This is a genomic window from Mesorhizobium sp. M0778 (assembly GCF_040320105.1).
Taxonomy (GTDB): Bacteria; Pseudomonadota; Alphaproteobacteria; order Rhizobiales; family Rhizobiaceae; genus Mesorhizobium.
The window spans coordinates 1-22,723 of sequence record NZ_JAMYPA010000001.1 but is presented as its reverse complement, the minus strand read 5'-3'; the positions used below and the strand labels follow the sequence as shown (position 1 = coordinate 22,723).

The window sequence follows — 22,723 nt, the reverse complement described above, 5'->3', positions numbered from 1 at the left end:
CACACCCTAGTGAGCGCCAGAAAACGGGCGAAAAAAATGGCCGAAAAAATCATCCTTGCCTCGGGCAGCCCGTTCCGCAAGGCGCTGCTTGTCAATGCCGGCGTTGTGGTCGAAGCGGTTCCGGCTTCTGTCGACGAACGTGCGCTGGAGGCGCCGCTGCAAAATAGCGGCGTGTCGCCGGAGGACGTCGCCCTAGTGCTTGCCGAGGCCAAGGCCACCGAAGTCAGTGAGCGCAAGCCCGGCGCCCTGGTGCTCGGCTGCGACCAGACGCTGTCGCTCGGCGACGAGCTGTTCCACAAGCCGGCCGACATGGAAGGCGCGCGCCGTCATCTGTTGGCGTTGTCGGGCAAGACGCATCAGCTCAACAGTGCCGTCGTGCTGGCCCGTGACGGCCAGGTTCTGTGGCGGCATGTCGGCATCGCCAGCCTGACCATGCGCAAGCTCGATCCGGCCTTCATCGGCCGCCATCTGGCGCGCGTCGGCGCCAAGGCGTTGTCCAGCGTTGGTGCCTACCAGATCGAAGGCGAGGGCATCCAGCTGTTCGAAAAGATCGAGGGCGACTACTTCACCATTGTTGGCCTGCCGCTTTTGCCGGTGCTGGCCAAGCTGCGTGAGCTCGGGGCGATCGATGGCTGAGGCCTCGAAAAAAGCCTTCGTCACCGGCCACCCGATCGGCCATTCCAGGTCACCGAAGATCCACGGCTACTGGCTGGCGAAATACGGCATCGACGGCGTCTACGAGGCCATTGACGTTGCGCCAGAAGCGTTTGCCGAATTCCTGCAAACGCTGCAGGCACAAGGCTATAGCGGCGGCAACGTCACCATCCCGCACAAGGAGGCCGCCTTCGCATTGGCGGCGCGCCGCGACGACGCGGCCGAACAAATCGGTGCGGTCAACACACTGTGGTTTGAGGATGGCGAATTGTGGGGCGGCAATACCGATGCCCATGGCTTTGCCGCCAATCTGGACGAGTATGCACCGGGTTGGGCGGCCGACGGCCCGGCCGTTGTGCTCGGTGCCGGCGGTGCCGCTCGCGCGGTCATCCATGCGCTAAAGCAGCGCGGCGTCAACGATATCCGCATCGTGAACCGGACGCTTGCGAGGGCGCAGGAGCTGCGCGACCGCTTCGGTGCCGGCGTCTCCGCCCATGGCATGGCGGCGGCCGGTGAATTGCTCGAAGATGCCGGCCTGCTGGTCAACACGTCAGCGCTCGGCATGCATGGCAATGAAGGCCTGTCCGCCGATCCGGGCAGACTGCCCGACCGCGCCATCGTCACCGACATCGTCTATGTTCCGCTGGAAACGCCGTTGCTCGCCGCAGCCAGCGCGCGCGGCCTCAAGACCGTCGATGGGCTCGGCATGCTGCTGCACCAGGCGGTGCCCGGCTTCGAGCGCTGGTTCGGCACCAGGCCGCAGGTCACCGCCGAACTGCGGCAAATGATCATTGCCGATATCGGCGCGAAGCCATGATCGTGCTCGGCCTCACCGGATCGATCGGCATGGGCAAGTCGACCACGGCAAAGATGTTTGCCGAGGCCGGCGTGCCGGTCCATGATTCCGACGAGGCGGTGCATCGCCTCTATGCCGGCAAGGCCGCCCCAATGGTCGAGGTGGTCTTTCCCGGGACCACCCGATCCGGTGCGGTCGATCGCACAAAGTTGGCCGAACGGGTGCTCGGCGATGCCGCCGCGCTGAAACGGCTGGAAGCGATCATCCATCCGCTGGTCCGTGCCGACGCCGATGCCTTTCTGGCGCAAAATCGTGCCGCCGGCGCGCCACTTGCCGTGCTCGATATACCGCTGCTGTTCGAGACCGGCGGCCGCGATCGCGTCGACAAGGTTGTGGTCGTCACCGCGCCGGCCGAGATCCAGCGCGCCCGCGTGCTGGCGCGCCCGGGCATGAGCGAGGAAAAGTTTGCGTCGATCCTGGCCAGGCAGGTTCCCGACGCCGAAAAGCGCCGGCGCGCCGACTTCGTCGTCGACACCGGCCAGGGCTTTGACGCCGCCCGCGCGGCTGTCAATGCGATCGTCGCCGAACTAGTCGGGGATAAAGCAGCCAGGCCGGGTTAAGAGGCTTGCAGCCCACATTACTTGTTGCCATTTTGTTCCGGGTGTGATTCGGCTAGAATGACGCGGAACCAATGGACTGATTCGATGCGTGAGATCATCTTCGATACGGAAACCACCGGCCTCGACACGCGCGAGGACCGCGTCATCGAGCTTGGCGGCATCGAGCTGGTCAACCGCTTTCCGACCGGCCGCACCTTCCACAAATACATCAACCCACAAGGCCGCCCGATTCATCACGAGGCGCAGGCCGTGCACGGCATTAGCGCCGCCGATCTTCAAGGCAAGCCGACTTTCATGGAGATCGCCGAGGAGTTCCTGGCCTTCATCGACGGCGCCAAGCTGGTCGCCCATAATGCCGGCTTCGACATCGGCTTCCTCAATCTCGAATTCGGCCGGCTTGGCCATCCGGCCATCGATCCCGGACGGATCGTCGACACGCTGGCGCTGGCGCGCCGCAAGCATCCAATGGGTCCCAATTCGCTCGACGCGCTCTGCCGCCGCTATGGCATCGACAATGGCCGTCGCACCAAGCACGGCGCGTTGCTCGATTCGGAATTGCTGGCCGAGGTCTATATCGAGCTTATCGGCGGCAAGCAGGCCAGCCTCATCCTCGACAGCATCATGACGCCGGCGGGCGGACGACAGAATGTCGACGACATCGACATTTCGATCGGCGTCAGGCCCATCGCCTTGCCCTCGCGCCTGACCGATGCCGAGCGCGCTGCACACGCGGGCATGGTTGGCAGCCTCGGCGAAAAGGCGCTTTGGCTGCGCATCGGCCGGGAAGCGAGTTCCGCGGCATAGTGATTTTGAGCGGAGTGATCCGTCGCCCCCTCTGTCCTGCCCTTTTAGCCACCACTTGGCATCTCCCCCTCAGTGGGAAAGATTGGCAGTCCCAGCGCCTCGCTCATTCCTGCGACGATGAAGGATTGGCGAAGGCTGACGTGAAGTTCCGATCTCCCCACTTAAGGGGGAGATGGCCGGAAGGCCAGAGGGGGCACTGTCCCGCCAGCGGCTCATAAAAAAACCCGGCGCAAGGCGGGGTTTCTCAAACGCTATCGAGACACAAACGCCTTCAGCTCACCTTGACCTTGGCGGCGGCCTGGTCCTCGGCCAGCTTCTGCTGGAACATCTGCGCGAAATCGATCGGGTCGAGCATCAGCGGCGGGAAGCCGCCATTGCGCGTTGCCTCGGCAATGATCTGCCTGGCGAACGGGAACAGCAGCCGCGGGCATTCGATGAACAGTATCGGCAGCATGTGCTCCTGCGGGAAGCCGCTGATGGAGAAGACGCCGCCATAGACCAGTTCGACATTGAACAGCACTTCCTGGTCGAACGACGCCTTGGCATTCAGCGTCAAATTGACGTCGAACTGCTTGTCCGAAAGCGGGTTGGCGTTGACGTTGACGTTGATGGCGATGCCGGGGGCCTTGTCGCGGCCGCGCAGCGAGTTTGGCGCGCCGGGGCTTTCGAAGGACAGGTCCTTCACATATTGCGCAAGCACGTTGAGCGAAGGCTGCTCCGCATTTCCATTACCGTTGGCTGCGCCGGTCGGGGCGTCGTCGTTGCTGGCCATAAGCTGTGATCCTTTTGCCTGGGCAGCGTTGCTGACCGGATTGAAATTCGGGCGTTCGCTATCATGGCCGGCACGACAAGACAAGTTTGCAAAAGACGCCGGTTGCCTTGCGGCTACTCGTCCTTGAGGCGGCGCCACGGAGAGTCAGGCCCGCGCGCATGGTCGTCGGCGCGCGAATAGTCGCCGTCGTCGAGATCGATGGTCTTGCCGCGTTGCCTTGCCCGCAAACCAACGCCGAAATCGGTGGCCAGCACGATGCGGCCTTTCAGCATCCGCCAGGCAAGATCGCGCACCGGTGGCAGGAACAGTAGAATGCCGAAAATATCCGAGATGAAGCCGGGGATGATCAAAAGGATCGCGGCCAGAACGATCATGGCGCCGTGCGCAAGCTGGCGGCTCGGATCGTGGCCGGCATCCATTTCGGCACGGACCCTGGCCATGACGCCAAAACCCTGGTGTCGAAGGAGCAAGGCGCCGGCGACGCTCGAGGCCAGCACCAACCCGACCGTCGCCAGCGCGCCGATCTGGCGGCCGACAATGACGAAACCGGCTATCTCCAGCAGCGGAAGCGCAAGAACAAACAGGGGAAGCAGCGAGATACGCAAATCTTGACCGATCGTTTCGATGTTTTGCCGGCCGGCGAGCAATCGCCGCTGGCACCAGAGCTGTTAGATAGGTATGGCTGCCTTTGATTTGAATGATTGCGCCATGCGTTCTATATGCTTTGGATACTGAACGCTATGTGATCGCGGCCCTTGCTTGGCCGCTGGTCCGGCCAAAGCAGGGATTGATTGGCGCAAGATATGGGCTTCTTCGACTTCGGCACAATTTTCTTTCTGATTGCGGCGGTGGTGATCTTCTTCCAGCTGCGCAACGTGCTTGGCCGACGCACGGGCAACGAACGCCCGCCCTTCGATCCATATACGGCAGGGCGCAAGAACGACAAGGATGCCGCCCAGAAACCCGAGAACGTGGTTTCGCTGCCGCGCAAGCGGCTGGCGGGAGAGCCGGCGGCCGATGCCTATACGGCGATCGACGCCTTTGCCAAGCCCGACACAGATCTCAACCGGGGCCTGCGGGCGATCAAGGACAATGATCCGACCTTCGACCCGAAGACCTTCGTCGACGGCGCCAAGATGGCCTATGAGATGATCGTCATGGCCTACGCCGATGGCGACCGCAAAACCTTGAAGAACCTTTTGTCGCGCGAGGTCTATGACGGCTTTGTCGCGGCCATCGGCGACCGCGAGGCAAAAGCCGAAAAAATCCAGTCCTCCTTCGTCGGCATCGACAAGGCCGACATCGTTTCGGCCGAGATGAAGGGCAGCGAGGCGCACATCACGCTGCGCATTGTCAGCGAACTGATTTCAGCGACCCGCGACAAGGCCGGCGCCGTCATTGACGGCGATCCCGAGACCGTCGCCGAGGTCAAGGACGTCTGGACCTTCGCTCGTGACGCGCGCTCGCGCGATCCGAACTGGAAGCTCGTCGCCACCGAAGAAGAAGACTGAACTGGACGGCGGCGGGGGCTGTCGTGTCGCTTTCTCGAGTCTTCAGCGAAAAGTCCTTTGGCGAATTGCCGGGCTGGGACGAGGACGACCAACTCCCTGCCTTTGACGCCTTTCGCCGCTCGGCCTTTCATGTCCTGACGAAACCCTACCGCTCCGGCGCGCTCGGCGTCGATTTCGGCGCCTTTGCCGAAGCCTATGCCGCAGCGCGCACCGTTTCGCCGGCGAATCGGTTGGAGGCCCGAAGCTTCTTCGAGCGCTACTTTGTGCCGGCCCATATAGGGGCGGAAAACGGCGGCCCAGGCCTCGTCACCGGCTTCTACGAGCCGGAGGTCGACGCCTCGCCGGTGCGCACGCGACGATTTTCGGTGCCGTTGCTAACCCGCCCGGCCGACCTTGTCGACATCGACGATGGCAATCGTCCTTCCGGCATGGATCCTTATCTTGCCTTCGCTCGTGCGGCGCCGAACGACCCGGTCGAATATTTCGACCGCGGCGAGATCGAACGCGGCGCGCTCGCTGGACAAGGCCTGGAAATCGCCTGGCTCGCCGACAAGGTCGATGCCTTCTTCATCCACGTGCAGGGCGCGGCGCGGCTCAACATGACCGACGGGGAGCTTTGCCGCGTCACCTATGCCGCCAAATCCGGCCAGCGCTTTACCGGACCGGGCAAGATCCTGAGCGACGAAGGCGAGATCCCGCTGGAAAAAGTGACGATGCAGTCGATCCGTGCCTGGCTCAAGGCGCGTCCGGAGCGCGTCGACGAGATCCTTTGGCGCAACCGCTCCTACATCTTCTTCCGCGAGATGGGCGTCGACGACCCGGAGCTCGGCCCGGTCGCTGCCGCCAAGGTGCCGCTGACACCCGGCCGCTCGATCGCCGTCGACCGGCTGCTGCACACGTTCGGCACGCCCTTCCATATCGATGCGCCGTCGCTGACCGCCTTCGACGAAAAACCGTTCCGGCGGCTGATGATCGCACAGGACACCGGCTCGGCGATCATCGGGCCGGCCCGCGGCGATCTGTTCGCTGGGTCGGGCGATGCGGCCGGCGAGATCGCCGGCGTTATCCGCAACGCCGCCGATTTTTATGCGCTGATCCCCCGGCCGCTGGTTTCAGGAGCAGACCGATGACCCGGCGCATCGACAGGCTGAGCGAGGACGACCGGGTCCTGTGGAACCTGGTGGCGCGCACGGCAAAGCCGCTGAAGGGCAAGATCGCCGTCGATATTCCCAAGCTTGGGCCGGAGATCGACGAAACCAGGCAGGCGCCGCCGCCAGTACAGGTCGCGGGCAATGCTGCCGCAGCCGCGAAACCGAAGGCGCAGCATGTTTCCCACGCACTCGACGAACCGACGCTGGACAAGCTGTCGAAGGGCCGGCTGCCGATCGAGGGCCGCGTCGACCTGCATGGCCTGACCCAGGACGAAGCCTATTCGCTGCTGTTTTCCTTCCTGCACCGGGCGCATGCCGGCGGCATCCGCTATGTCCTGGTAATCACCGGCAAGGGCTCCTCGTCGGGCGGCGACGGCGTCTTGCGACGCGCCGTGCCGTCATGGCTGTCGACGCCCGCCTTCCGGCCCCTTGTCTCCAGCCACGACCATGCCGCCCGCAATCATGGCGGCTCGGGCGCGCTTTACGTCCGTCTGCGGCGGGCGCGCTCTTGAGGATGCGCCCATGAGGATGCGCCAGTGAGGATGTGCTCGTGACCCCGTTCGGCGAAAAGCTTCGCGTGCTGCGAAACGAGCGCGGCGTCACCCAGAAGGACATGGCCAAGGCGATCGGCGTCAGCGCAGCCTATCTCTCGGCGCTCGAACACGGCCGCCGCGGTGCGCCGAGCTGGACGCTGATCCAGAAGATCATCGGCTATTTCAACATCATTTGGGACGACGCCGAGGAACTGGCGCGGTTGGCCGAAACCTCGCATCCGCGCGTCAAGCTCGACACGTCCGGCCTTAGCCCGGCGGCGACCGAGCTTGCCAATCTCCTGGCCGACAACATCGAAAAGCTCGACGAAGCCGAGCTTCGCCGCATCATTGCGTCGCTCCGCGCCGCGCTGAACCGGCCGAAATGAGTTGCTTTGTTACTGGACCGAGCCGACCAGAACCTGCTGGCCGCCGCGGATCGAGACCCAACGGCCGGTATTGTCGATCGCCTGCCGCTTGAGGAAACGATAGCCGGTCTGGTCCCAGGAACGGACCTGGTCGGTCAGATTGTCGAGGATGTAGTCGCCCTTGTCGGTGCGCACCGTCAGCACGGCGTGGCCTTCGCCATCCGGCTTGCGCACGACGGTCATCAGCAGATCGGCAAACGAGACGCCCAGCCGGTTCAGCTCACGGCGCTTTTCCAGGACATAGTCCTCGCAGTCGCCGACACCCTTGTCGGGATAGGCCCAGACCTCGTCCTTGCCGTAGATGTCGAAGTCGCTCTCAGGCTTGACGGCGGCGTTGACCTTTACCGTGACGCTGAGCAGCTTGCGCCACAGCGAGCCGGTCATGCTGGCGGGCGACAGATCCTTCGGGCGGATCGAGCATTCCGACGGGTAGGTCTTGCAGAAATCATAATGGCCGATCGGCTGCGACGTCGGACCACCTGTTATCATCGGGCTGGCTGCCGAGGCCGAACTGGCCCAACCTGCCGCCACAGTAAGTCCAGCCAGCGCGCACAGGCGTAGCGTTCTCGCCATTGGTGAGGAAATCATTGTCCCCGCTTGTCCCTTGTTGTTAACGAAACGTTAAGGGGTATTTACAGTCGGTGTCAATTATGAGGATGGATTGATTTTTGCGGCATGGTTACCTGCGTGGCGCCAACGCGACTATTGTGCAACAGGTCGACCGGCCGCACGGCCCCGCCAACCGATGATTTTGGCATTGACCGACCTGATGCGGATTGACGGGCATCATCGCTGGTCGCCTATTTCTTGCCGGTCCTGACCAGCCTGGGCTTCACCGCAACACGGTTCTGGCGGCCGTAGCTGGTAATGAAATCGACGATGCGCGGCACGATTTCGGAGCGGAAGCGCGAGCCGTTGAACACACCGTAATGGCCGACCGCCGGCTGCATGTAATGGGCGTGCCTGTCGGCCGGAATGTTGATGCAGAGGTCGTGCGCCGCCTTGGTCTGGCCAAGGCCGGAGATGTCGTCGTTCTCGCCCTCGACGGTGAACAGGGCGACATTGCGGATCGCCGAAGGGTCGACCGCCACACCGCGATGCGTCATTTCGCCCTTGGGCAAGGCCTGGCGGACGAAGACGGTATCGACGGTCTGCAGGTAGAATTCTGCCGTCAGATCCATCACCGCCAGGTATTCGTCATAGAATTCCCGGTGCTTCTCGGCATTGTCGCCGTCATGCTTCACCAGGTGCATGAAGAAGTCTTTGTGGGCGATGATGTGGCGATCCAGGTTCATGCTCATGAAACCCGAAAGCTGCAGGAAACCGGGATAGACCTCGCGGCCGAAGCCCGGCACCGGCCAGGGCGCGCGCATGATGACGTTGTCGCGGAACCAGTCGATGCCCTTTTCCTGGGCCAGCAAATTGACCGCCGTCGGGTTGCGGCGCGTGTCGATCGGGCCGCCCATCAGCGTCATCGTCGAGGGCACGAAAGGATCGCCCTTGGCTTCCATCAGCGCCACCGCCGCCAGCACCGGCACCGACGGCTGGCACACCGCCATCACGTGGGTGTCGGGTCCCAGCGCATGCAGCATGTCGACAATGTAGTCGACATAGTCGTCGAGGTCGAAGCTGCCGTCGGCAAGCGGCACCATCCGGGCGTCGACCCAGTCGGTGATATGCACGTCCGCATAGGGCAGCATCGCCTCGGCCGTGCCGCGCAACAGCGTCGCATAGTGGCCCGACATCGGTGCGACGATTAACAGCTTCGGATCCGGCCGGCGCCCGGCCGGGACAGCCCGCTCGAAACGGACCAGATTGCAGAACGGCCGCGACCAGACGGTGCGTTCGCTGACCTCGACGGTTTTCCAGTCGACCACGGTCTTGGTCAGGCCGAATTGCGGCTTGCCGTAGCGGCGTGTCGTGCGTTCGAACAATTCGGCCGTTGCCGCGACCGAGCGGCCCCAGGACGTGTGTGAAACCGGATTGAGCGGATTGGAGTAGAACAGGCGCACCGCATCGGCATAGAGGCGGGCCGGCTGCAAGGCGGCATGGTTCAGTTCGTAAAGCTGGTAGAACATCGAGAACCCCGCTGCCGACTGCGATCGAAGGGCCGACGAGCAGCGCCGAGCCTTGTCTTGCGGGAGGTTAGCAACAATTTGCTGCGATGCAATACGTCAACTTGCGTGATTTATGCTCATTCTTTCGTCCAAGATGTTGGGAATCCGCCTTCAACGGCAACAGCCGGCTCAATGTGCACCTGCGAAGGCGTAGCCAAGGGTACGCCTATCGGTGCGATCGTCGGAGGAGGTGTCCGGCCTGGCGCTCTGACTGTTAGACGCGTGCCATGCAGACGGCGGTATGGCCCGAGCTGATGAAGCCGAGCTGGCTGGCGGCGCCCTTCGACAGATCGAGCACGCGGCCCCTGATAAACGGGCCGCGATCGTTGATCCGCACGACGACGCTGCGGCCATTGTTGCGGTTGGTCACCTTCAGCTTGGTGCCGAACGGCAGGCTGCGATGCGCTGCGGTCAGCGCCGACGGGTTCATGCGTTCGCCGGAAGCGGTTCTGGAATGCAGTGAGTACCAGGAGGCACGGCCGCACTGAGCGGCGGCGCTGGCAGTGGATGCGCCGACCATCAGGCCAGCCGCGATCATGGCCGCGGCAAGCGCGGTCTGGTTGCTTTTGTTCATGTGTTGGGGACTGGCTCCGTTGACAGACCCGCAGCGGTTAGAGGCGAATGAGGCAGCAAATGCGGCAATGATCTGTCGGTTCCATGACAATGTTACACGTTTGGAGTCGGTGCGAAACAATTTGTCAGAGAGTTTCCGCAGCAAGGCACAGCTTCTTTGATGATCTTCGCATCGACCTCAGCACGTCTTGCACAAGATCAGAGATTTGCATCTAAGTAGAAGTTGGCCTGACCGGGCCGCTTCTTTCGCTGTTCCATTCCGGCAGGAGCGCGGCCGATGATCGACTTGGAAAGGAGTTTTAGCAATGAGATTGATCAAAAATCTGCTGGCGTTGATTGTGCTCGCCATCGGCGTGCTGTGGTCATTGCAAGGCATCGGCCTTATCGGCGGCAGCTTCATGACCGGCCAGTCGCAATGGCTCTATGTCGGCATCGTCACCGCGCTGGTTGGCTTGGCCGGCCTGGCCTGGGCGAACCGTTCGCGCGTTTGAGCAGGCGTCGATCCTCAGGCTCCCGCCAGAGCAGCGCACAGCGGACCTGTGGCGGCCGGTCACCGCGACCAGTATTGCCAGCCCCAGTAGAAACTTTCGTCGCGCGGCGGTAAGCGGTTGCGCTCCGCGTCCAGATGCACCGGCGTCGGCGCTTTGCGTTCGTCCTCAGGCGGCTGTTTGTCTCCGGCCTTGATCAGGCGGAGCCAATGGCCGAAACGCGCAAGCAGCACAGCGGTGGAATGGGGCATCGTCACGTCTCCGATCCGGTCACTCCCGCCCCGCCCACGGGACGAGCACCCGCTCGATCCTGCGGATGATGAATTCGAGCACGAAGGCAATGGCCGCGATCACCAGTATGCCCATCACCACCACGTCGGTGACGAGGAACTGGGCGGCGGACTGGATCATGAAGCCGAGCCCGCGCGTCGCCGCCACCAGCTCGGCGGCAACCAGCGTCGACCAGCCGGCGCCAAGCGCGATGCGCAGGCCGGTCAGGATCGAGGGCAGTGCGCTGGGTAGGATCACGTGCCGGACAAGCTGCGTGCGGGTCGCGCCAAGCGCGCGTGCCGCATTGATGCGTTCCTGCGAGACGCCGCGAACACCCGATGCCGTCGACAGCGCGACCGGCGCCAGCATGGCGATGGCAATCACCAGGATCTTGGACGGCTCGCCAATGCCGAACCAGATAATGATTAGTGGCAGATAGGCCAGCGGCGGGATCGGCCGCAGCAATTCGAGCAGCGGATCGAAGATGCCGCGCCCTATGATGCTGATGCCGATAGCCAGCCCGATGGGAACGCCGACGAAAACGGCCGCGATCAGCGCTGCAAATACCCGCCACAGACTGGCGGCGATATGCTGGAGCAGCGTCGCGTCGACAAAGCCGTCACGGGCGACGACGACAAATTTGTTCCAGACTGCCACGGGCGACGGCAGGAAAACCGGCGACACCAATTGCAGGCGGGCCGACAGTGCCCACGCCGCCAGCACCACCAGAACAGTGATCGCGCTGACCATGCGGGCCGAAACGCGGCTGCGTCTCGGCCGCGACCGCGACCATGGCACGGACAGCGCGTCGGCTCCGTCGTCGGCCTTGGAGCGCTGCGGCCGCTCGGTATAGGAGGTAACGGTCATGCTGCCTCTCCTTCGAAGATCGCATCGGTCAGCTCGCCGCGCGCCGCGGCGAAGGCGGGATCGGCCTTGATGCTGCGAATGGCCTCGCCGGCTGCATAGCGCCGGCTGAAGCCGGTTTCGAAACTCCGCACCACCCGCCCAGGGTCGGGAGCCAGCACAATGATGCGGGTTGCGAGCACCAGCGCTTCCTCGATGCCGTGCGTCACCATCAGCACGCCGACATTGCTTGCCGTCCACAGATCGAGCAGCGTTGTCTGCATGCGTTCCCGTGTCAGCGCATCGAGCGCGCCCAGCGGCTCGTCGAGCAGCAGGAATTGCGGCTCGGCCGCCAGCGCCCGGGCCAGGCCGACGCGCTGGCGCATGCCCCCGGAAAGCTCCCAGATGCGCTTGTCGCCGGCACCGTCGAGCTTCACCAGCGCCAGCAGCGCATCGGCGCGCCGCGCCCGTTCACTTGGCCCGACGCCGCGCAGCCTGAGCGCAAAGGCGACATTTTCCCGCGCGGTCAGCCACGGAAACAGCGCGTCGTTCTGGAACACGACGGCGCGGTCCGAGCCTGGCGCCGTGATCGGCCTGCCGCCTACCGTGGCGCTGCCGCGCACAGGCTCGACCAGGCCCGCAGCGACATTGAGCAGCGAGGTCTTGCCGCAGCCGGAGCGGCCGACCAGGACAACGAAGTCATCCTTGGCGACGTCAATCGACACGCGTTCGACGGCCGGCGCCGGCTGGCCTTCATAATGAATCGAGACTTTGTCGAGCAGGAGATGCGTCATGTGGCGTCGCCGATATTCTGAATCTGCAGGCAACGCGCGCGTCAGGGAAGGGAGGACGCGCGCATTGAGCGGTCGCTAATTCGAGGCAAGCGCCTCGCCGACATATTTCGACGACACGTATTTCGAATAATCCGGCAGCACGGCGTCGATCTTGCCCTGCTCCTTGAGGAAGGCCGACGTCGCCTCGACTGCCTTGACCGTGCCGCCACCGAGGAACTTGTCCGAGGCCTGCTCCTCGAGCGTCGGGAAGACATAGCCCCTCAGCAGTTGCGGCACGTCTTCGAGCTTGGCCCCGGTGATCCTGGCGATCTTGGCCGCTTGCGGCGAGGACACCGACCATTGATCCGGCTTGGCCAGGAATTCGGCATAGGCAGCGCCCGTCATTTTGACGAAGTCGCGCACCGCCTCCGGGTTCCTTTCGGCGAAGTCGGTGCGCACGATCCAGGCGTCGAAAGTCGGCGCGCCCCAGGCGGCGACCTGCGAGGAATCCAGCACGACCTTGCCCGACGTCTTGATCTGGCCGAGTGCCGGATCCCAGACATAGGCGGCGTCGATGTCGCCGCGCGCCCATGCCGCCGCGATCTCCGGTGGCCGCAGATTGAGAATATCGACCGACTTCGGCTCGACACCCTCATGCTTCAGCGCCGCAAGCAGGCTGTAATGCGTCGTCGAGACGAAGGGTACCGCCACCTTCTTGCCGGCAAGGTCGGCGACCTTCTCGATGCCGGCGCCGTTGCGGGCGACAAGGGCCTCGGATTCGCCGATCAGCCCGACAATGAAGATGGTCTGGATGGGAAGCTCGCGGCTCGCCGCCGCCGCCAGCGGGCTCGAGCCGACATAACCGATGTCGACCGAACCGGAAGCGACGGCGGCGATCACGTCGGCGCCGGAATCAAATTTCCGCCAGTCGATTGCCGCCTTGGTCGCGCTCTCATAGGCGCCGTCGGCCTGCGGCACCTTCGAGGGTTCGACGACCGTCTGGTAGCCGATAGTGATCTTGAGGTCCTTCGCATGGGCTGGGCCGAGAAAGCCGGCACCAGCCAGAGCCGCCGAGGACAGGAGAACGACGCGTCGCGAAATAGTGGACATGAAAGGCTCCTTGAAAAGAGAAAAATCGGATCGCTCCCTCATAGTCAGCTAAGTCTATAAGGCTTGTAGAGTTAAATCCTTCCAACCATTGCCGTCTTGTTAGAAAAAAGCCGTCAGTGGCGCGGCGCGAAGGCGGATATGGCGGCTGCAGCGGGCCTCGGCCTAAGGTCTGTTGACGGTCAGGTCAGCCGAAACAGAGACGGAATGGCGCGCACTATTGGATCTGCATTCATTGGTCAGTATAGCGGCATCGATCCTCGGGTCTCCGCTGCGTCGCTGCTTTGAACAATGGCGCAGCACCTCAATTGCCTTCTTGGCTCCACCTCGCCTCTGGCTTCGCTGTCCGTTGGAGCGACCGGTGATTGCGCCATCAGCCGCAAACAAGAATTTTCCGTTTTGGCCCGGTCACCGGCAAATCCATGCTGCGAACGGCCGAACAATTGAAAGTGAATTTCCTGTGCTCGGGGTTAAGTCTAGTATTCTTATGGACATTGAAGGATTGGAGAGGACGATGAGCGACGCCACCCTCCTTGTTGCCGCGCGCGGCATGCTTTGGCCTTCAAATTCAGGGACAGAAGCTGCTGTCGGCCGGTCGGGACATTCCTGTCGCCGGCCAGTTTGCCGGTGTCCCATTGGCGGCGGCTCCTGTGCTCGTAGGGCCACAAGCCCCGGCCAAAATGGCCATTGCGGCTTGAAAACGAAACAAAATCAACGTTTCTTGGCTTGTATATCATGTCACTAGAATTTATCTGTAGTGACAGCTTGGACGCGGCGGGGAGGCACGCCAGGCGTTTCGCAACCGATGGCCTTGGGTCATCGCATGACAGAGAAACGTTCGGGTTATGCTCACGAAAAAAGGTAAGTACGGCCTCAAGGCGCTCGTTCATCTGGCGCGCCTGCCGGTTGGACAGCTCGCCTTCGTCAACGACATCGCCCGCGCAAACAATATTCCGAAAAAGTTCCTCGATGCCATCCTTGGCGAATTGCGCAATGCCGGTTTCGTCCAGAGCCGCAAGGGCAAGGAGGGCGGTTATCGCCTGGCGCGCCCAGCGGACGAGATCAAGGTCGGGCACGTCGTGCGCGTGCTCGACGGGCCACTTGCCCCCATTCCTTGCGCCAGCCGCACCCAGTATCAGCGCTGCGAAGATTGCAACGAGGCGACATGCCAAGTCCGACATCTGATGCTGGAGGTCCGGCAGGCCATCGCCGAGGTGCTGGACCAGCGCAGCCTCGCCGAGATGCGCGACATCGCCGGCGACGAAGACCTTTCGGTGCCGTTGAAAATCCAGGCCTGAATCAACAAAGCCTGACCCGAGAATTCCGGAACCAATGGCTCCCAAGACAATTGGTGCGCGCATGACCGGACGCGCAAATTCGATCATTCCAACTTCGATCATCATTGTCGGTGGCGGCGCCAGCGGCGTCGTGCTTGCCGCGCATCTGCTGAAGTCGCCCAATCCCGATCTCCGCGTCAGCCTGGTCGAAAAACGCCCGCATTTTGGGCAAGGCATGGCCTATTCAACGCTGCTCTCAGCCCATGTGCTGAATGTCAGCGCGTTGGGCATGAGCGCCTATGCCGACGATCCCGGCAATTTCTCGCGCTGGCTACTTGAACGCGGCCTGGCAACGCCGGAACAGGCACCGGTCTATGCGCCGCGCAGCGTCTACGCCCGCTATCTCAAGGAGCTGCTCGACGAACTCGAGGCGCGTGAGCAGCAGACGGGCCGGCTGCGCCTGATCCGCGAGGAGAGCCTGTCGATCTCGCCGACCGCGTCCGGCGTCGAGGTGGCGCTGGCCAACGGCACCAGCGTGGTTGCGCATCTTGCCGTGCTGGCGACCGGCCATGACGAGGAGCCGGGGGCGGGGCAGGGCCACGCGATCAGGATGGGATCCGAGGCCGACAGCGCGCTCGACCCCGAAGCCCGAGTCCTGGTGCTGGGCACGGGGTTGAGCATGGTCGATGCCTTTCTGTCGCTCGAGCAGCGCGGTCATCGCGGCGCGATCGTCGCGGTGTCGCGGCGCGGCCTGCTGCCTTCGCCGCATCGCAAGGGCAATCCCATCAAGCTCGACGTTGCCGATATCCCGCTCGGCACCCAGCTTTCCTATTTCGTCGGCTGGTTCCGCGACCTGATCCGGGAAAACCAGAAGGCCGGCATCGACTGGCGCGACGTCGTCGACGGTCTGAGGCCCTTCAACCAGAAGATCTGGCAGAACTGGCCGTCCTCGGCCAAGCGCCGCTTTGTCGAGCACACCAAGGCGTGGTGGGACATCCACCGCCATCGCATGGCGCCGCAAGTCTACGCCCGCGTTACGGAGGCGGTGCAGGCCGGCCGCATCCGGCTTGTCGCCGGCCGCATCGTCGACATCGCCGCAGGCTACACCGTAGAGGTCCAGTCCCGCCACACGCAGCGCCTCGAAAGGTTCGATGTCGCCCGCATCTATGATTGCACCGGCATCGCCAGGGATATCTCGACCACCTCGAACAGCGTGGTGCGGTCGCTGGTCGACCGTGGGCTGGCACGGCCGGATCCGCTGCGGCTCGGCCTCGATGTGACCGCGGACTGCGAGGTCATCGCCGGCGATGGCACAGTATCGGCCAAGATTTTGGCGGTCGGGCCGCTGACGCGCGGCACCTTCTTCGAGATCGACGCCATTCCCGATATTCGCGTGCAGTGTGCGCGGCTAAGCAAGCGATTGCTCGGATAAGGCCCCCTTTGTCTTGACGCAATTTCGGATGCAAGACCGCCGCCGTTGGGTGAAAAGATCTCGACCGCATAACCTCGCGGTGAAGGCGAACCAGGGGTGCGGGAGCTAGCTCCGCCAGAAGCCGACCGGCCAGCCCGTGGTGGTCGAGACAGCCGGGTTGGCGATGACGATCGCCACACGTTTCGGCTGTTGCGCGTTGACCGGATTGGCGTCGCGTACGCTCATCTTCGTTCTCCTCCCTGGATTTTGTGGCCGGCGAGGCCGTGAGCCGCGACCCCTGGCCAGATGACCGGGCGAATTCTGCTTCCGTCGTCACCATGCCTTGCCTACCATGGCGCATGACCCAACGCGGAAGACTCTACGGCTGCCCGGTCGAGTTCGCGCTCGACGCGCTCGGCGGCAAATGGAAGACGGTGATCCTGGCGCACGTCAAGGAACAGCCGATGCGCTATTCCGACCTGCGCCGGCTGATCCCCTCGCTCTCGGACAAGATGCTGACGCAGCGCCTGGCCGAGCTTGTCGAGATCGGCTTCGTCACGCTCGAGATGTCGCCCGACGGCAAGGGGCGCTACGCCTTGACCGGGCGCGGTGAAGATCTCGCCGCCGCGCTCCAGGCGCTCTACGACTGGGGAAGCGTGCATGGCCGCGCCGAGGGCGCGCGTTTTCGCACCGATAGCGCAGCCACCTAGATCAATTCCGGGAAGCGCGGAGCGGTTTTCTGTCCGCAATTGCGAGACAAAGCGATGGAGCGGTTCGACGTTTGCGTGAAAGGGTGGATCGCTCTAGCAAGCCGACTGTCCTCAACCCGGTCCGGCAAGCGCGCTGCAGAAGCTGGCGACATCGGTGACAACGGCTTCGCCGAGGAAGCGTAGCGTCGCCATCGAGCGGTCGCGCGCCTCGCGGTTGCCGAAGCCACAGGCATCCTCGATGACCACGGCGACAAAGCCATTGTCGGTCGCCTGGCGAACGGTTGGCTCGATGCCGATCTCCATGGCGATGCCTGCGAGCGCTATCGTGCGCACGCCGCAATCGCGCAAGGCAAAGCCGAGCGCGGTGGAATCGAAGGCCGACATCGTGAGCTTGTCGAACACCGCCTCGTCATCGCGGGGTTCCAGCTCGGGCACGATCCGCGTCGCTTCGGCGTCGCGCGGGAACCACGGCTCAACTGTGTCGGGGCTGTCGCGCCGCTGCCAGGCCATGGCGGTGCGCAGCTGCGTCGCGCCCATCCATTTGCGCGGCAGCGACAGATGGCGCGTGAACGCCACCCGCATTCCGGCCACGCGCGCCGCTTCCAGCACCGTGCCGGTGCGCTCGACGATGGTGGCGGCGCCGGCCACCTGGCGGCAGATGCCGACCTGCATGTCGTAGACCACCAGCGCCGTGCGGCGCGGATCGCACCACTCAGCCAGGCTGGCCGGGATTTCGATCCCGTCGCGCGACCGGATCATGCCGCCGTCCGGTCCCACGGCTTGGCGATGTCGACGGTCGGGTCGAACAGGAATTCCAGCGGCAATGGCGCGTCAAAGGCGATGAAGTGCCATTCCAGCAGCCCGGCCTTGGACAGCGGGAAGTCCTCGGTGTAGCGCCGCGCTTCCGCGACGCTGTCGAGCTCGAAGACGATGATGACGCCGCCAATATCGCCGCGCGCATAATTCTCGCGCACGATCCCCGCCTTCCAGAGCCGCCAGACGTTCGACACTTCGTCGCGCAAATAAGGCCGCAGGTCGTCGAGCGTGACGCCGGGCTTGAAATTGTCATAGGCAAGAATCTTCATCGGCCATTCCTTGCATTGCTGTTCGACCAGCGCCGGGTAGCATGGCGGAATCAGCGGCGGCAACGAACGAGATGGTGCGTTGAAACGGCCGCACGATTGCCGTTCTGTGCCGTGCGACCCTACGGACGGCCAGGCGGCCGCGGTATAGTTTTCGCTGAGGAGGAAAAGCGCAGTGACCATCGAAAGGCTGAACCCCGAGGGCATGCACAGCAACCCGGCCTATTCGCAAGGCGTGTCGCTGCCGCCATCCGCGCGCATCGTGCTGGTCGGCGGCCAGAATGGGGTCGACGCGCAAGGCCGGATCGTCGCCAGGGACGATCTCGCTGCGCAGACCGCTTAGGCGCTCTCCAACCTGGCAAAGGTGCTCGAAGCCGGTGGGGCAAAGCCTGAAGACCTCGTCAGCCTCTCGGTCTATATCGCCGGCGACCTGGACATAGGGCCGGCCTTCGGCGCCTGGATGGCCTTCTGGGCAAACCGCGGCGTGCCCCGATCATCAAAGTGCTGCGCGTCGCCGGCCTCGGTAATCCGGATTTTCTGATCGAGATCGAAGCCCAGGCCGCGATCGCCTGAACCCTAAGCAGGTTCTGCAAATCTTTTGCCCAGCCTCGAGGCTGGCGAAGCTTTCGCGAAATTCCATTCCCCTGCTGGCGGCCGGATTGGCACGATCTATCTTCTTTACAACTGCAAACGGCTGGAAAAGACGGTAGGTTGCCGTCTTCCAGGGCGGTTGCTCATTCTGGCAACGGAGCATCTGACATGAGCAAGCACAAGATCGTGGCACCGGACGACGCATCGTCCCGCTTGCGCCCGCCCTATGCCTCGGTTCTCGATCTGATCGGGCAGACGCCGGTCGTCGAGCTGACCAAATTCGACATCGGCAAGTGCCGGCTGTTCATCAAGCTCGAAAGCCAGAATCCCGGCGGCTCGATCAAGGACCGCATCGCGCTGTCGATGATTGCCGCCGCCGAAAAACAGGGCAGACTGAAGCCCGGCGGCACCATCGTCGAGGCGACCGCCGGCAACACCGGTCTCGGCCTCGCCCAGGTCGGCATCCCCAAGGGCTACCGCATCATCCTCGTCGTTCCCGACAAGATGTCCCGCGAAAAAATCCAGCATTTGCGCGCGCTCGGCGCCGAAGTGCGCATGACGCGCTCCGATGTCGGCAAGGGCCATGCCGAATATTACCAGGACATGGCCGAAAAGATCGCCGTCGAGCTGCCCGGCGCCTTCTATGCCAACCAGTTCGCCAACCCGGCCAATCCGCTGGCTCATGAAACCACGACCGGACCGGAAATCTTCCAACAGCTCGAAGGCGACGTCGACGCGGTTGTCGTCGGTGTCGGCTCCGGCGGCACGCTGACCGGGCTCGGCCGCTATTTCGCGAAAGTCTCGCCGAAGACCGAGATGATTTTGGCCGATCCGGTCGGCTCGGTGCTGGCGCCTTTGATCAAGACCGGCAAGATGGTAGAGGCCGGAAGCTGGACCGTCGAAGGCATCGGCGAGGATTTCGTCCCGCCCAATGCCGATCTGTCGCTGGTCAGGAAGGCCTATTCCATCCCCGACAAGCAGAGCATGCTGGCGGTGCGCGACCTGCTTTCGAAGGAAGGCATCCTCGCCGGCTCGTCTTCCGGCACGCTGCTTTCGACGGCGCTCCGCTATTGCCGCGAGCAGACCGTGCCGAAGCGCGTCGTCACCTTCGTCTGCGACAGCGGCAACAAGTATCTGTCGAAAGTGTTCGACGACTTCTGGTTGGCCGAACAGGGCCTTGCCGAGCAGGAGCAGCATGGCGATTTGCGCGATCTGGTGATGCGCTCGCATCGCACCGGCGACACCGTGTATGTCGGCCCCGACGAAAGCCTGCTCAACGCCTATGGCCGCATGCGCCGCTCGGATGTTTCGCAGCTGCCGGTGCTGGACGAGGGCAAGCTCGTCGGCATCATCGACGAAAGCGATATCCTGGCCAAGGTCGAAGGCCCCTATGACAGCCGCTGGGACCGCTTCAAGGCCCCGGTCAGTACGGCCATGACCTCTACCCTGCACACGCTGCAGGCCAGCCAGACGCTGGATGCGCTGCTGCCGGTGTTCGACCGCAACGAGGTCGCTATCGTCTTCGATGGCGACGAATTCATTGGCCTGATAACCCGTATCGACCTGATCAACCATCTGAGGCGCGCCCGATGACCGTCAAAGCCACCGTATCGGGCAGGAACCGCCTCGCCTTCTCGACGCGCACCATCCATGGCGGCCAGAGCCACGACCCGACGACGGGCGCGGTGATGGTGCCGATCTACGCGACCTCGACCTATGGCCAGCAGAGCCCGGGCGTGCACAAGGGTTTTGAATATGCCCGCAGCCAGAACCCGACCCGCTTTGCCTTCGAGCGCGCTGTGGCCGACCTCGAAAGCGGCACAGCCGCCTTCGCCTTCGCTTCGGGGCTGGCGGCGATCGCCACTATTTTCGAACTGCTCGATTCCGGCGCCCACATCGTCGCCACCGACGACATCTATGGCGGCACGTTTCGGCTGCTTGAGCGGGTGCGCAAGCGCTCGGCCAACCTCCAGGTCGACTTCGTTGACTTCACTGATCTTGCCGCGGTCGAAGCGGCGATCCGCCCGGAAACCAAGCTGCTCTGGGTCGAGACGCCGACCAATCCACTGCTGCGTGTCGTCGATCTCGAAGGCGTCGCGGCATTGGCCAGGCGCAAAGGCGTGCTGTCGGTCGCCGACAACACTTTCTGCAGCCCCTATCTGCAGCGGCCGCTGGAGCTCGGCATCGATATCGTTGTTCACTCGACGACGAAATACCTCAACGGCCATTCCGACATGGTCGGCGGCGTCGCCGTGGTCGGCGACAACAAGGATCTCGCCGATCGGCTGAAGTTCCTGCAGAACGCCATCGGCGCCATTTCCGGGCCATTCGACAGTTTCCTGGCGCTGCGCGGCCTGAAGACGCTGGCGCTGAGGATGGAGCGTCATTCGTCGAACGGCCAGAAGATCGCGCACTGGCTGGAAAGCCGCCCCGACATCCGCCGTGTTATCTATCCCGGCCTGCCCAGCCATCCGCAGCACGCCATCGCCAGACGGCAGATGCACGCCTTCGGCGGCATGATCACCATCGAGCTCGACCGCGACCTCGCCGGCACCAAGCGCTTCCTCGAGCACACGCAACTGTTCACGCTGGCCGAAAGCCTCGGCGGCGTCGAAAGCCTGATCGAGCACCCCGCACTGATGACGCACGGCTCGATCCCGGCGAAAAAACGCGCGGAGATCGGGATATCCGATTCGCTGGTGCGCTTGTCGGCCGGCATCGAGGATGGCGACGATCTGATTGCGGATCTGGATCAGGCGCTGGCGAGTTGAGCCCGGTAACAAGAAACCTTGCGAGACGTCGGCAGGACAGAGGGGGGTGAAGGATCACCGACAAGCGACAATTGTTCTGTGTCGCGCCCCGCACGCTATTCCGTTGACCCAGGCCAATTCTGCCTGAATTGTAGCGACCCGATCCTCCCGGCTCCGGAAGCTATGAACAACCGACAACGCAACCAACCGACGGCAAGCGAAGCCCCTCTCACCTTCGCCGTCCTGGTCTTCCCTGGCTTTCCGATGATGGCGTTCAGCTCGGTGATCGAGCCGCTCCGCGCCGCCAACGTGCTGGCGAAGCGGAACTGCTATCGCTGGATAATCGTCGGCGCCACCGAAGGCCCGGTCGAGGCTTCTAATGGCGTCGTCATCCAGCCCGGCTTTGCCGCCCATGACGCGCCGAAGGTCGATCGTGTCGTCGTCTGCTCGGGCGGCGATGCCGATCATCTCGTCGCGCACGATGCGGTGAGCTGGATCCGCAGGAGCCTGCGCGGCGGCGCCCATATCGGCGCGGTGGCGGATGCCGCCTTCTTCCTGGCTCGGGCCGGCCTGCTCGACGGCCATGCCTGCACCTTGCACTGGACCAGCCAGGGGGCTTTCATCGAAGCGTTTCCGGATATCGAGCTCAGGCGCGATCTCTATGTCATCGACCGCAAGCGCTTCACCTCGGCCGGCGGCGTCGGCAGTCTCGACATGATGCTGGAGATCATCACCAACGATTATGGCGCCGAGCTTGCGGCCGGCGTCGCCGAATGGTTCGTGCACAGCCCGCTGCGCTCCAGCGTCGACCGCAAGCTGATGCCGCTCAGGCTGCGGACCGGCGTGCAGAACGAACTGGTGCTGTCGGCCATCGCCATCATGGAGGATGCGGTCGAAGAGCGGCTCGGCATGGCGGAACTGGCCAACAAGCTCGGCGTCTCCTCCGATAAGCTCGAACGCAATTTCCGCTCCGAACTCAGCATCTCGCCCAACGGCTACTACCGCCGTCTGCGCCTCAAGCGCGCCGCCGACCTGCTGGCGCATTCGACGCTGATGGTGCGCGACGTGGCGCTGGCCTGCGGCTTCGCCTCGATGTCGAGCTTTGCCCGCGCGTTCCGGGAGGAGCATGGCCACGCGCCGAAGGTGATGAGGAGGCACTAGCGGCGTTAATCGCTCCACGCTGAGTTCCCGCCCACCCCCCTCTGGCCTGCCGGCCATCTCCCCCTCAAGGGGGGAGATTGGTAGCTTCGCAAGCAAAGCTCACTCGACAACTTTGGAGATTGGCGAAAGCTGAAGTGACGTCCAATCTCCCCACCTGAGGGGGAGATGGCCGGCAGGCCAGAGGGGGGTGCTGTCCGGCCAGCCTGTCTACGGCATCCAGCACAACATTTGCGGTTTTCCGCACAACGCCCGCACGTCCTTTGCTCCATGGTCTCGCTTCCAGGAGGCACCCATGAGCATCGTC

At 63.6% G+C, this 22,723-nt stretch carries 27 protein-coding genes; 16 read left to right on the top strand and 11 right to left on the bottom strand.

Annotation, left to right across the window (positions count from 1 at the left end; genetic code table 11):
• The first annotated feature begins 36 nt into the window (after positions 1 to 36).
• From NKI22_RS00135 to dnaQ, 4 genes are all read left to right on the top strand, one after another.
• Positions 37 to 636, top strand: a complete 600-nt coding sequence (locus NKI22_RS00135) for a Maf-like protein (protein WP_023718759.1) — start codon at positions 37 to 39, stop codon at positions 634 to 636.
• Complete coding sequence (locus tag NKI22_RS00130) at positions 629 to 1,471, top strand: shikimate dehydrogenase (RefSeq protein WP_023718760.1); 843 nt, start codon at positions 629 to 631, stop codon at positions 1,469 to 1,471. Before NKI22_RS00135 ends, NKI22_RS00130 begins: the two co-directional genes overlap by 8 nt.
• The gene (coaE, locus tag NKI22_RS00125; RefSeq protein WP_023718761.1) at positions 1,468 to 2,070 is read left to right on the top strand and encodes a dephospho-CoA kinase; all 603 of its coding nucleotides are present in this window, start codon (positions 1,468 to 1,470) and stop codon (positions 2,068 to 2,070) included. The genes NKI22_RS00130 and coaE overlap by 4 nt, the downstream gene beginning before the upstream one ends.
• Positions 2,071 to 2,154: 84 nt before the next feature.
• Positions 2,155 to 2,874: a DNA polymerase III subunit epsilon gene (gene dnaQ, locus NKI22_RS00120; RefSeq protein ID WP_023718762.1), complete on the top strand. Its 720-nt coding sequence runs from the start codon at positions 2,155 to 2,157 to the stop codon at positions 2,872 to 2,874.
• A gap of 271 nt (positions 2,875 to 3,145) precedes the next feature.
• On the opposite strand, the gene secB is transcribed toward dnaQ, so the two are convergent.
• The gene (gene secB / locus NKI22_RS00115) at positions 3,146 to 3,646 is read right to left on the bottom strand and encodes a protein-export chaperone SecB (protein WP_023718763.1); all 501 of its coding nucleotides are present in this window, start codon (positions 3,644 to 3,646) and stop codon (positions 3,146 to 3,148) included.
• Between the two features lie 113 nt (positions 3,647 to 3,759).
• Entirely contained in the window at positions 3,760 to 4,251 is a 492-nt protein-coding gene (locus NKI22_RS00110; RefSeq protein WP_023718764.1) for an FxsA family protein, read from the bottom strand.
• A gap of 198 nt (positions 4,252 to 4,449) precedes the next feature.
• Between NKI22_RS00110 and NKI22_RS00105 the strand changes: the two genes are divergently transcribed.
• The 4 genes from NKI22_RS00105 to NKI22_RS00090 are packed head-to-tail and all read left to right on the top strand — an operon-like array spanning position 4,450 to position 7,227.
• Positions 4,450 to 5,157 carry a Tim44/TimA family putative adaptor protein gene (locus NKI22_RS00105; RefSeq protein ID WP_023718765.1) on the top strand — a complete coding sequence of 236 codons (708 nt, stop codon included), beginning with the start codon at positions 4,450 to 4,452 and terminating at the stop codon, positions 5,155 to 5,157.
• 23 nt (positions 5,158 to 5,180) lie between these two features.
• Positions 5,181 to 6,287 (top strand): murein transglycosylase A, encoded by a 1,107-nt coding sequence (gene mltA, locus NKI22_RS00100; protein ID WP_352815928.1) that lies wholly within the window; start codon positions 5,181 to 5,183, stop codon positions 6,285 to 6,287.
• On the top strand, positions 6,284 to 6,820 hold the full coding sequence (locus NKI22_RS00095; RefSeq protein ID WP_352815926.1) for a Smr/MutS family protein: 537 nt from the start codon (positions 6,284 to 6,286) through the stop codon (positions 6,818 to 6,820). The genes mltA and NKI22_RS00095 overlap by 4 nt, the downstream gene beginning before the upstream one ends.
• Positions 6,821 to 6,858: 38 nt before the next feature.
• Entirely contained in the window at positions 6,859 to 7,227 is a 369-nt protein-coding gene (locus NKI22_RS00090; protein WP_023718768.1) for a helix-turn-helix domain-containing protein, read from the top strand.
• Positions 7,228 to 7,236: 9 nt separating this feature from the next.
• On the opposite strand, the gene NKI22_RS00085 is transcribed toward NKI22_RS00090, so the two are convergent.
• From NKI22_RS00085 to NKI22_RS00075, 3 genes are all read right to left on the bottom strand, one after another.
• Positions 7,237 to 7,854, bottom strand: coding sequence for a transglutaminase-like cysteine peptidase (locus NKI22_RS00085; protein WP_023718769.1), 618 nt, complete (start codon positions 7,852 to 7,854; stop codon positions 7,237 to 7,239).
• A 212-nt stretch (positions 7,855 to 8,066) separates the two neighbouring features.
• The gene (locus NKI22_RS00080; RefSeq protein ID WP_352815924.1) at positions 8,067 to 9,344 is read right to left on the bottom strand and encodes a polyhydroxyalkanoate depolymerase; all 1,278 of its coding nucleotides are present in this window, start codon (positions 9,342 to 9,344) and stop codon (positions 8,067 to 8,069) included.
• 253 nt (positions 9,345 to 9,597) lie between these two features.
• Positions 9,598 to 9,957, bottom strand: a complete 360-nt coding sequence (locus NKI22_RS00075) for a septal ring lytic transglycosylase RlpA family protein (protein WP_352481336.1) — start codon at positions 9,955 to 9,957, stop codon at positions 9,598 to 9,600.
• Positions 9,958 to 10,261: 304 nt separating this feature from the next.
• On the opposite strand from NKI22_RS00075, the gene NKI22_RS00070 reads away from it, so the two are divergent.
• Positions 10,262 to 10,447, top strand: coding sequence for a hypothetical protein (locus NKI22_RS00070; RefSeq protein WP_023718772.1), 186 nt, complete (start codon positions 10,262 to 10,264; stop codon positions 10,445 to 10,447).
• A gap of 59 nt (positions 10,448 to 10,506) precedes the next feature.
• On the opposite strand, the gene NKI22_RS00065 is transcribed toward NKI22_RS00070, so the two are convergent.
• The 4 genes from NKI22_RS00065 to tauA all read right to left on the bottom strand — a co-directional run bounded on the left by NKI22_RS00065 (position 10,507) and on the right by tauA (position 13,440).
• A complete protein-coding gene (locus NKI22_RS00065) occupies positions 10,507 to 10,695 on the bottom strand; it encodes a hypothetical protein (RefSeq protein ID WP_023718773.1) in 189 nt (62 codons plus the stop codon).
• 19 nt (positions 10,696 to 10,714) lie between these two features.
• Complete coding sequence (locus NKI22_RS00060) at positions 10,715 to 11,581, bottom strand: ABC transporter permease subunit (protein ID WP_352481337.1); 867 nt, start codon at positions 11,579 to 11,581, stop codon at positions 10,715 to 10,717.
• A complete protein-coding gene (locus tag NKI22_RS00055; protein ID WP_352481338.1) occupies positions 11,578 to 12,351 on the bottom strand; it encodes a taurine ABC transporter ATP-binding protein in 774 nt (257 codons plus the stop codon). The genes NKI22_RS00060 and NKI22_RS00055 overlap by 4 nt, the downstream gene beginning before the upstream one ends.
• Positions 12,352 to 12,426: 75 nt before the next feature.
• Positions 12,427 to 13,440, bottom strand: coding sequence for a taurine ABC transporter substrate-binding protein (gene tauA, locus NKI22_RS00050; RefSeq protein ID WP_352495419.1), 1,014 nt, complete (start codon positions 13,438 to 13,440; stop codon positions 12,427 to 12,429).
• Between the two features lie 842 nt (positions 13,441 to 14,282).
• Between tauA and NKI22_RS00045 the strand changes: the two genes are divergently transcribed.
• The 3 genes from NKI22_RS00045 to NKI22_RS00035 all read left to right on the top strand — a co-directional run bounded on the left by NKI22_RS00045 (position 14,283) and on the right by NKI22_RS00035 (position 16,835).
• Positions 14,283 to 14,735, top strand: a complete 453-nt coding sequence (locus tag NKI22_RS00045; protein WP_352592220.1) for an RrF2 family transcriptional regulator — start codon at positions 14,283 to 14,285, stop codon at positions 14,733 to 14,735.
• Between the two features lie 61 nt (positions 14,736 to 14,796).
• Positions 14,797 to 16,146, top strand: coding sequence for an FAD/NAD(P)-binding protein (locus NKI22_RS00040; protein ID WP_352481341.1), 1,350 nt, complete (start codon positions 14,797 to 14,799; stop codon positions 16,144 to 16,146).
• A 338-nt stretch (positions 16,147 to 16,484) separates the two neighbouring features.
• A complete protein-coding gene (locus tag NKI22_RS00035; RefSeq protein ID WP_352815922.1) occupies positions 16,485 to 16,835 on the top strand; it encodes a winged helix-turn-helix transcriptional regulator in 351 nt (116 codons plus the stop codon).
• Between the two features lie 111 nt (positions 16,836 to 16,946).
• Here the strand turns inward: NKI22_RS00035 and NKI22_RS00030 are convergent, their stop codons facing one another.
• Positions 16,947 to 17,594 (bottom strand): cysteine hydrolase family protein, encoded by a 648-nt coding sequence (locus tag NKI22_RS00030; RefSeq protein WP_352481343.1) that lies wholly within the window; start codon positions 17,592 to 17,594, stop codon positions 16,947 to 16,949.
• Entirely contained in the window at positions 17,591 to 17,920 is a 330-nt protein-coding gene (locus tag NKI22_RS00025; protein WP_023718782.1) for a hypothetical protein, read from the bottom strand. Before NKI22_RS00025 ends, NKI22_RS00030 begins: the two co-directional genes overlap by 4 nt.
• A gap of 172 nt (positions 17,921 to 18,092) precedes the next feature.
• On the opposite strand from NKI22_RS00025, the gene NKI22_RS00020 reads away from it, so the two are divergent.
• From NKI22_RS00020 to NKI22_RS00005, 4 genes are all read left to right on the top strand, one after another.
• Positions 18,093 to 18,260 (top strand): hypothetical protein, encoded by a 168-nt coding sequence (locus NKI22_RS00020; protein ID WP_352481344.1) that lies wholly within the window; start codon positions 18,093 to 18,095, stop codon positions 18,258 to 18,260.
• 416 nt (positions 18,261 to 18,676) lie between these two features.
• A complete protein-coding gene (locus NKI22_RS00015; protein ID WP_352481345.1) occupies positions 18,677 to 20,101 on the top strand; it encodes a pyridoxal-phosphate dependent enzyme in 1,425 nt (474 codons plus the stop codon).
• Positions 20,098 to 21,279: a cystathionine gamma-synthase gene (locus NKI22_RS00010; RefSeq protein WP_352481346.1), complete on the top strand. Its 1,182-nt coding sequence runs from the start codon at positions 20,098 to 20,100 to the stop codon at positions 21,277 to 21,279. The genes NKI22_RS00015 and NKI22_RS00010 overlap by 4 nt, the downstream gene beginning before the upstream one ends.
• Before the next feature lie 162 nt (positions 21,280 to 21,441).
• Positions 21,442 to 22,419 carry a GlxA family transcriptional regulator gene (locus NKI22_RS00005; protein ID WP_352481347.1) on the top strand — a complete coding sequence of 326 codons (978 nt, stop codon included), beginning with the start codon at positions 21,442 to 21,444 and terminating at the stop codon, positions 22,417 to 22,419.
• The last annotated feature ends 304 nt before the right edge of the window (positions 22,420 to 22,723 follow it).

Coding starts and splice junctions, on each gene's coding strand:
- NKI22_RS00080 (WP_352815924.1), bottom strand. CDS start 9,344: ATGTTCTACCAGCTTTACGAACTGAACCATGCCGCCTTGCAGCCGGCC.
- secB (WP_023718763.1), bottom strand. CDS start 3,646: ATGGCCAGCAACGACGACGCCCCGACCGGCGCAGCCAACGGTAATGGA.
- NKI22_RS00005 (WP_352481347.1), top strand. CDS start 21,442: ATGAACAACCGACAACGCAACCAACCGACGGCAAGCGAAGCCCCTCTC.
- NKI22_RS00010 (WP_352481346.1), top strand. CDS start 20,098: ATGACCGTCAAAGCCACCGTATCGGGCAGGAACCGCCTCGCCTTCTCG.
- NKI22_RS00095 (WP_352815926.1), top strand. CDS start 6,284: ATGACCCGGCGCATCGACAGGCTGAGCGAGGACGACCGGGTCCTGTGG.
- NKI22_RS00130 (WP_023718760.1), top strand. CDS start 629: ATGGCTGAGGCCTCGAAAAAAGCCTTCGTCACCGGCCACCCGATCGGC.
- NKI22_RS00075 (WP_352481336.1), bottom strand. CDS start 9,957: ATGAACAAAAGCAACCAGACCGCGCTTGCCGCGGCCATGATCGCGGCT.
- tauA (WP_352495419.1), bottom strand. CDS start 13,440: ATGTCCACTATTTCGCGACGCGTCGTTCTCCTGTCCTCGGCGGCTCTG.
- NKI22_RS00065 (WP_023718773.1), bottom strand. CDS start 10,695: ATGCCCCATTCCACCGCTGTGCTGCTTGCGCGTTTCGGCCATTGGCTC.
- NKI22_RS00085 (WP_023718769.1), bottom strand. CDS start 7,854: ATGATTTCCTCACCAATGGCGAGAACGCTACGCCTGTGCGCGCTGGCT.
- NKI22_RS00060 (WP_352481337.1), bottom strand. CDS start 11,581: ATGACCGTTACCTCCTATACCGAGCGGCCGCAGCGCTCCAAGGCCGAC.
- NKI22_RS00030 (WP_352481343.1), bottom strand. CDS start 17,594: ATGATCCGGTCGCGCGACGGGATCGAAATCCCGGCCAGCCTGGCTGAG.
- NKI22_RS00015 (WP_352481345.1), top strand. CDS start 18,677: ATGAGCAAGCACAAGATCGTGGCACCGGACGACGCATCGTCCCGCTTG.
- coaE (WP_023718761.1), top strand. CDS start 1,468: ATGATCGTGCTCGGCCTCACCGGATCGATCGGCATGGGCAAGTCGACC.
- dnaQ (WP_023718762.1), top strand. CDS start 2,155: ATGCGTGAGATCATCTTCGATACGGAAACCACCGGCCTCGACACGCGC.
- NKI22_RS00045 (WP_352592220.1), top strand. CDS start 14,283: ATGCTCACGAAAAAAGGTAAGTACGGCCTCAAGGCGCTCGTTCATCTG.
- NKI22_RS00040 (WP_352481341.1), top strand. CDS start 14,797: ATGACCGGACGCGCAAATTCGATCATTCCAACTTCGATCATCATTGTC.
- NKI22_RS00025 (WP_023718782.1), bottom strand. CDS start 17,920: ATGAAGATTCTTGCCTATGACAATTTCAAGCCCGGCGTCACGCTCGAC.
- NKI22_RS00070 (WP_023718772.1), top strand. CDS start 10,262: ATGAGATTGATCAAAAATCTGCTGGCGTTGATTGTGCTCGCCATCGGC.
- NKI22_RS00105 (WP_023718765.1), top strand. CDS start 4,450: ATGGGCTTCTTCGACTTCGGCACAATTTTCTTTCTGATTGCGGCGGTG.
- NKI22_RS00135 (WP_023718759.1), top strand. CDS start 37: ATGGCCGAAAAAATCATCCTTGCCTCGGGCAGCCCGTTCCGCAAGGCG.
- NKI22_RS00055 (WP_352481338.1), bottom strand. CDS start 12,351: ATGACGCATCTCCTGCTCGACAAAGTCTCGATTCATTATGAAGGCCAG.
- NKI22_RS00035 (WP_352815922.1), top strand. CDS start 16,485: ATGACCCAACGCGGAAGACTCTACGGCTGCCCGGTCGAGTTCGCGCTC.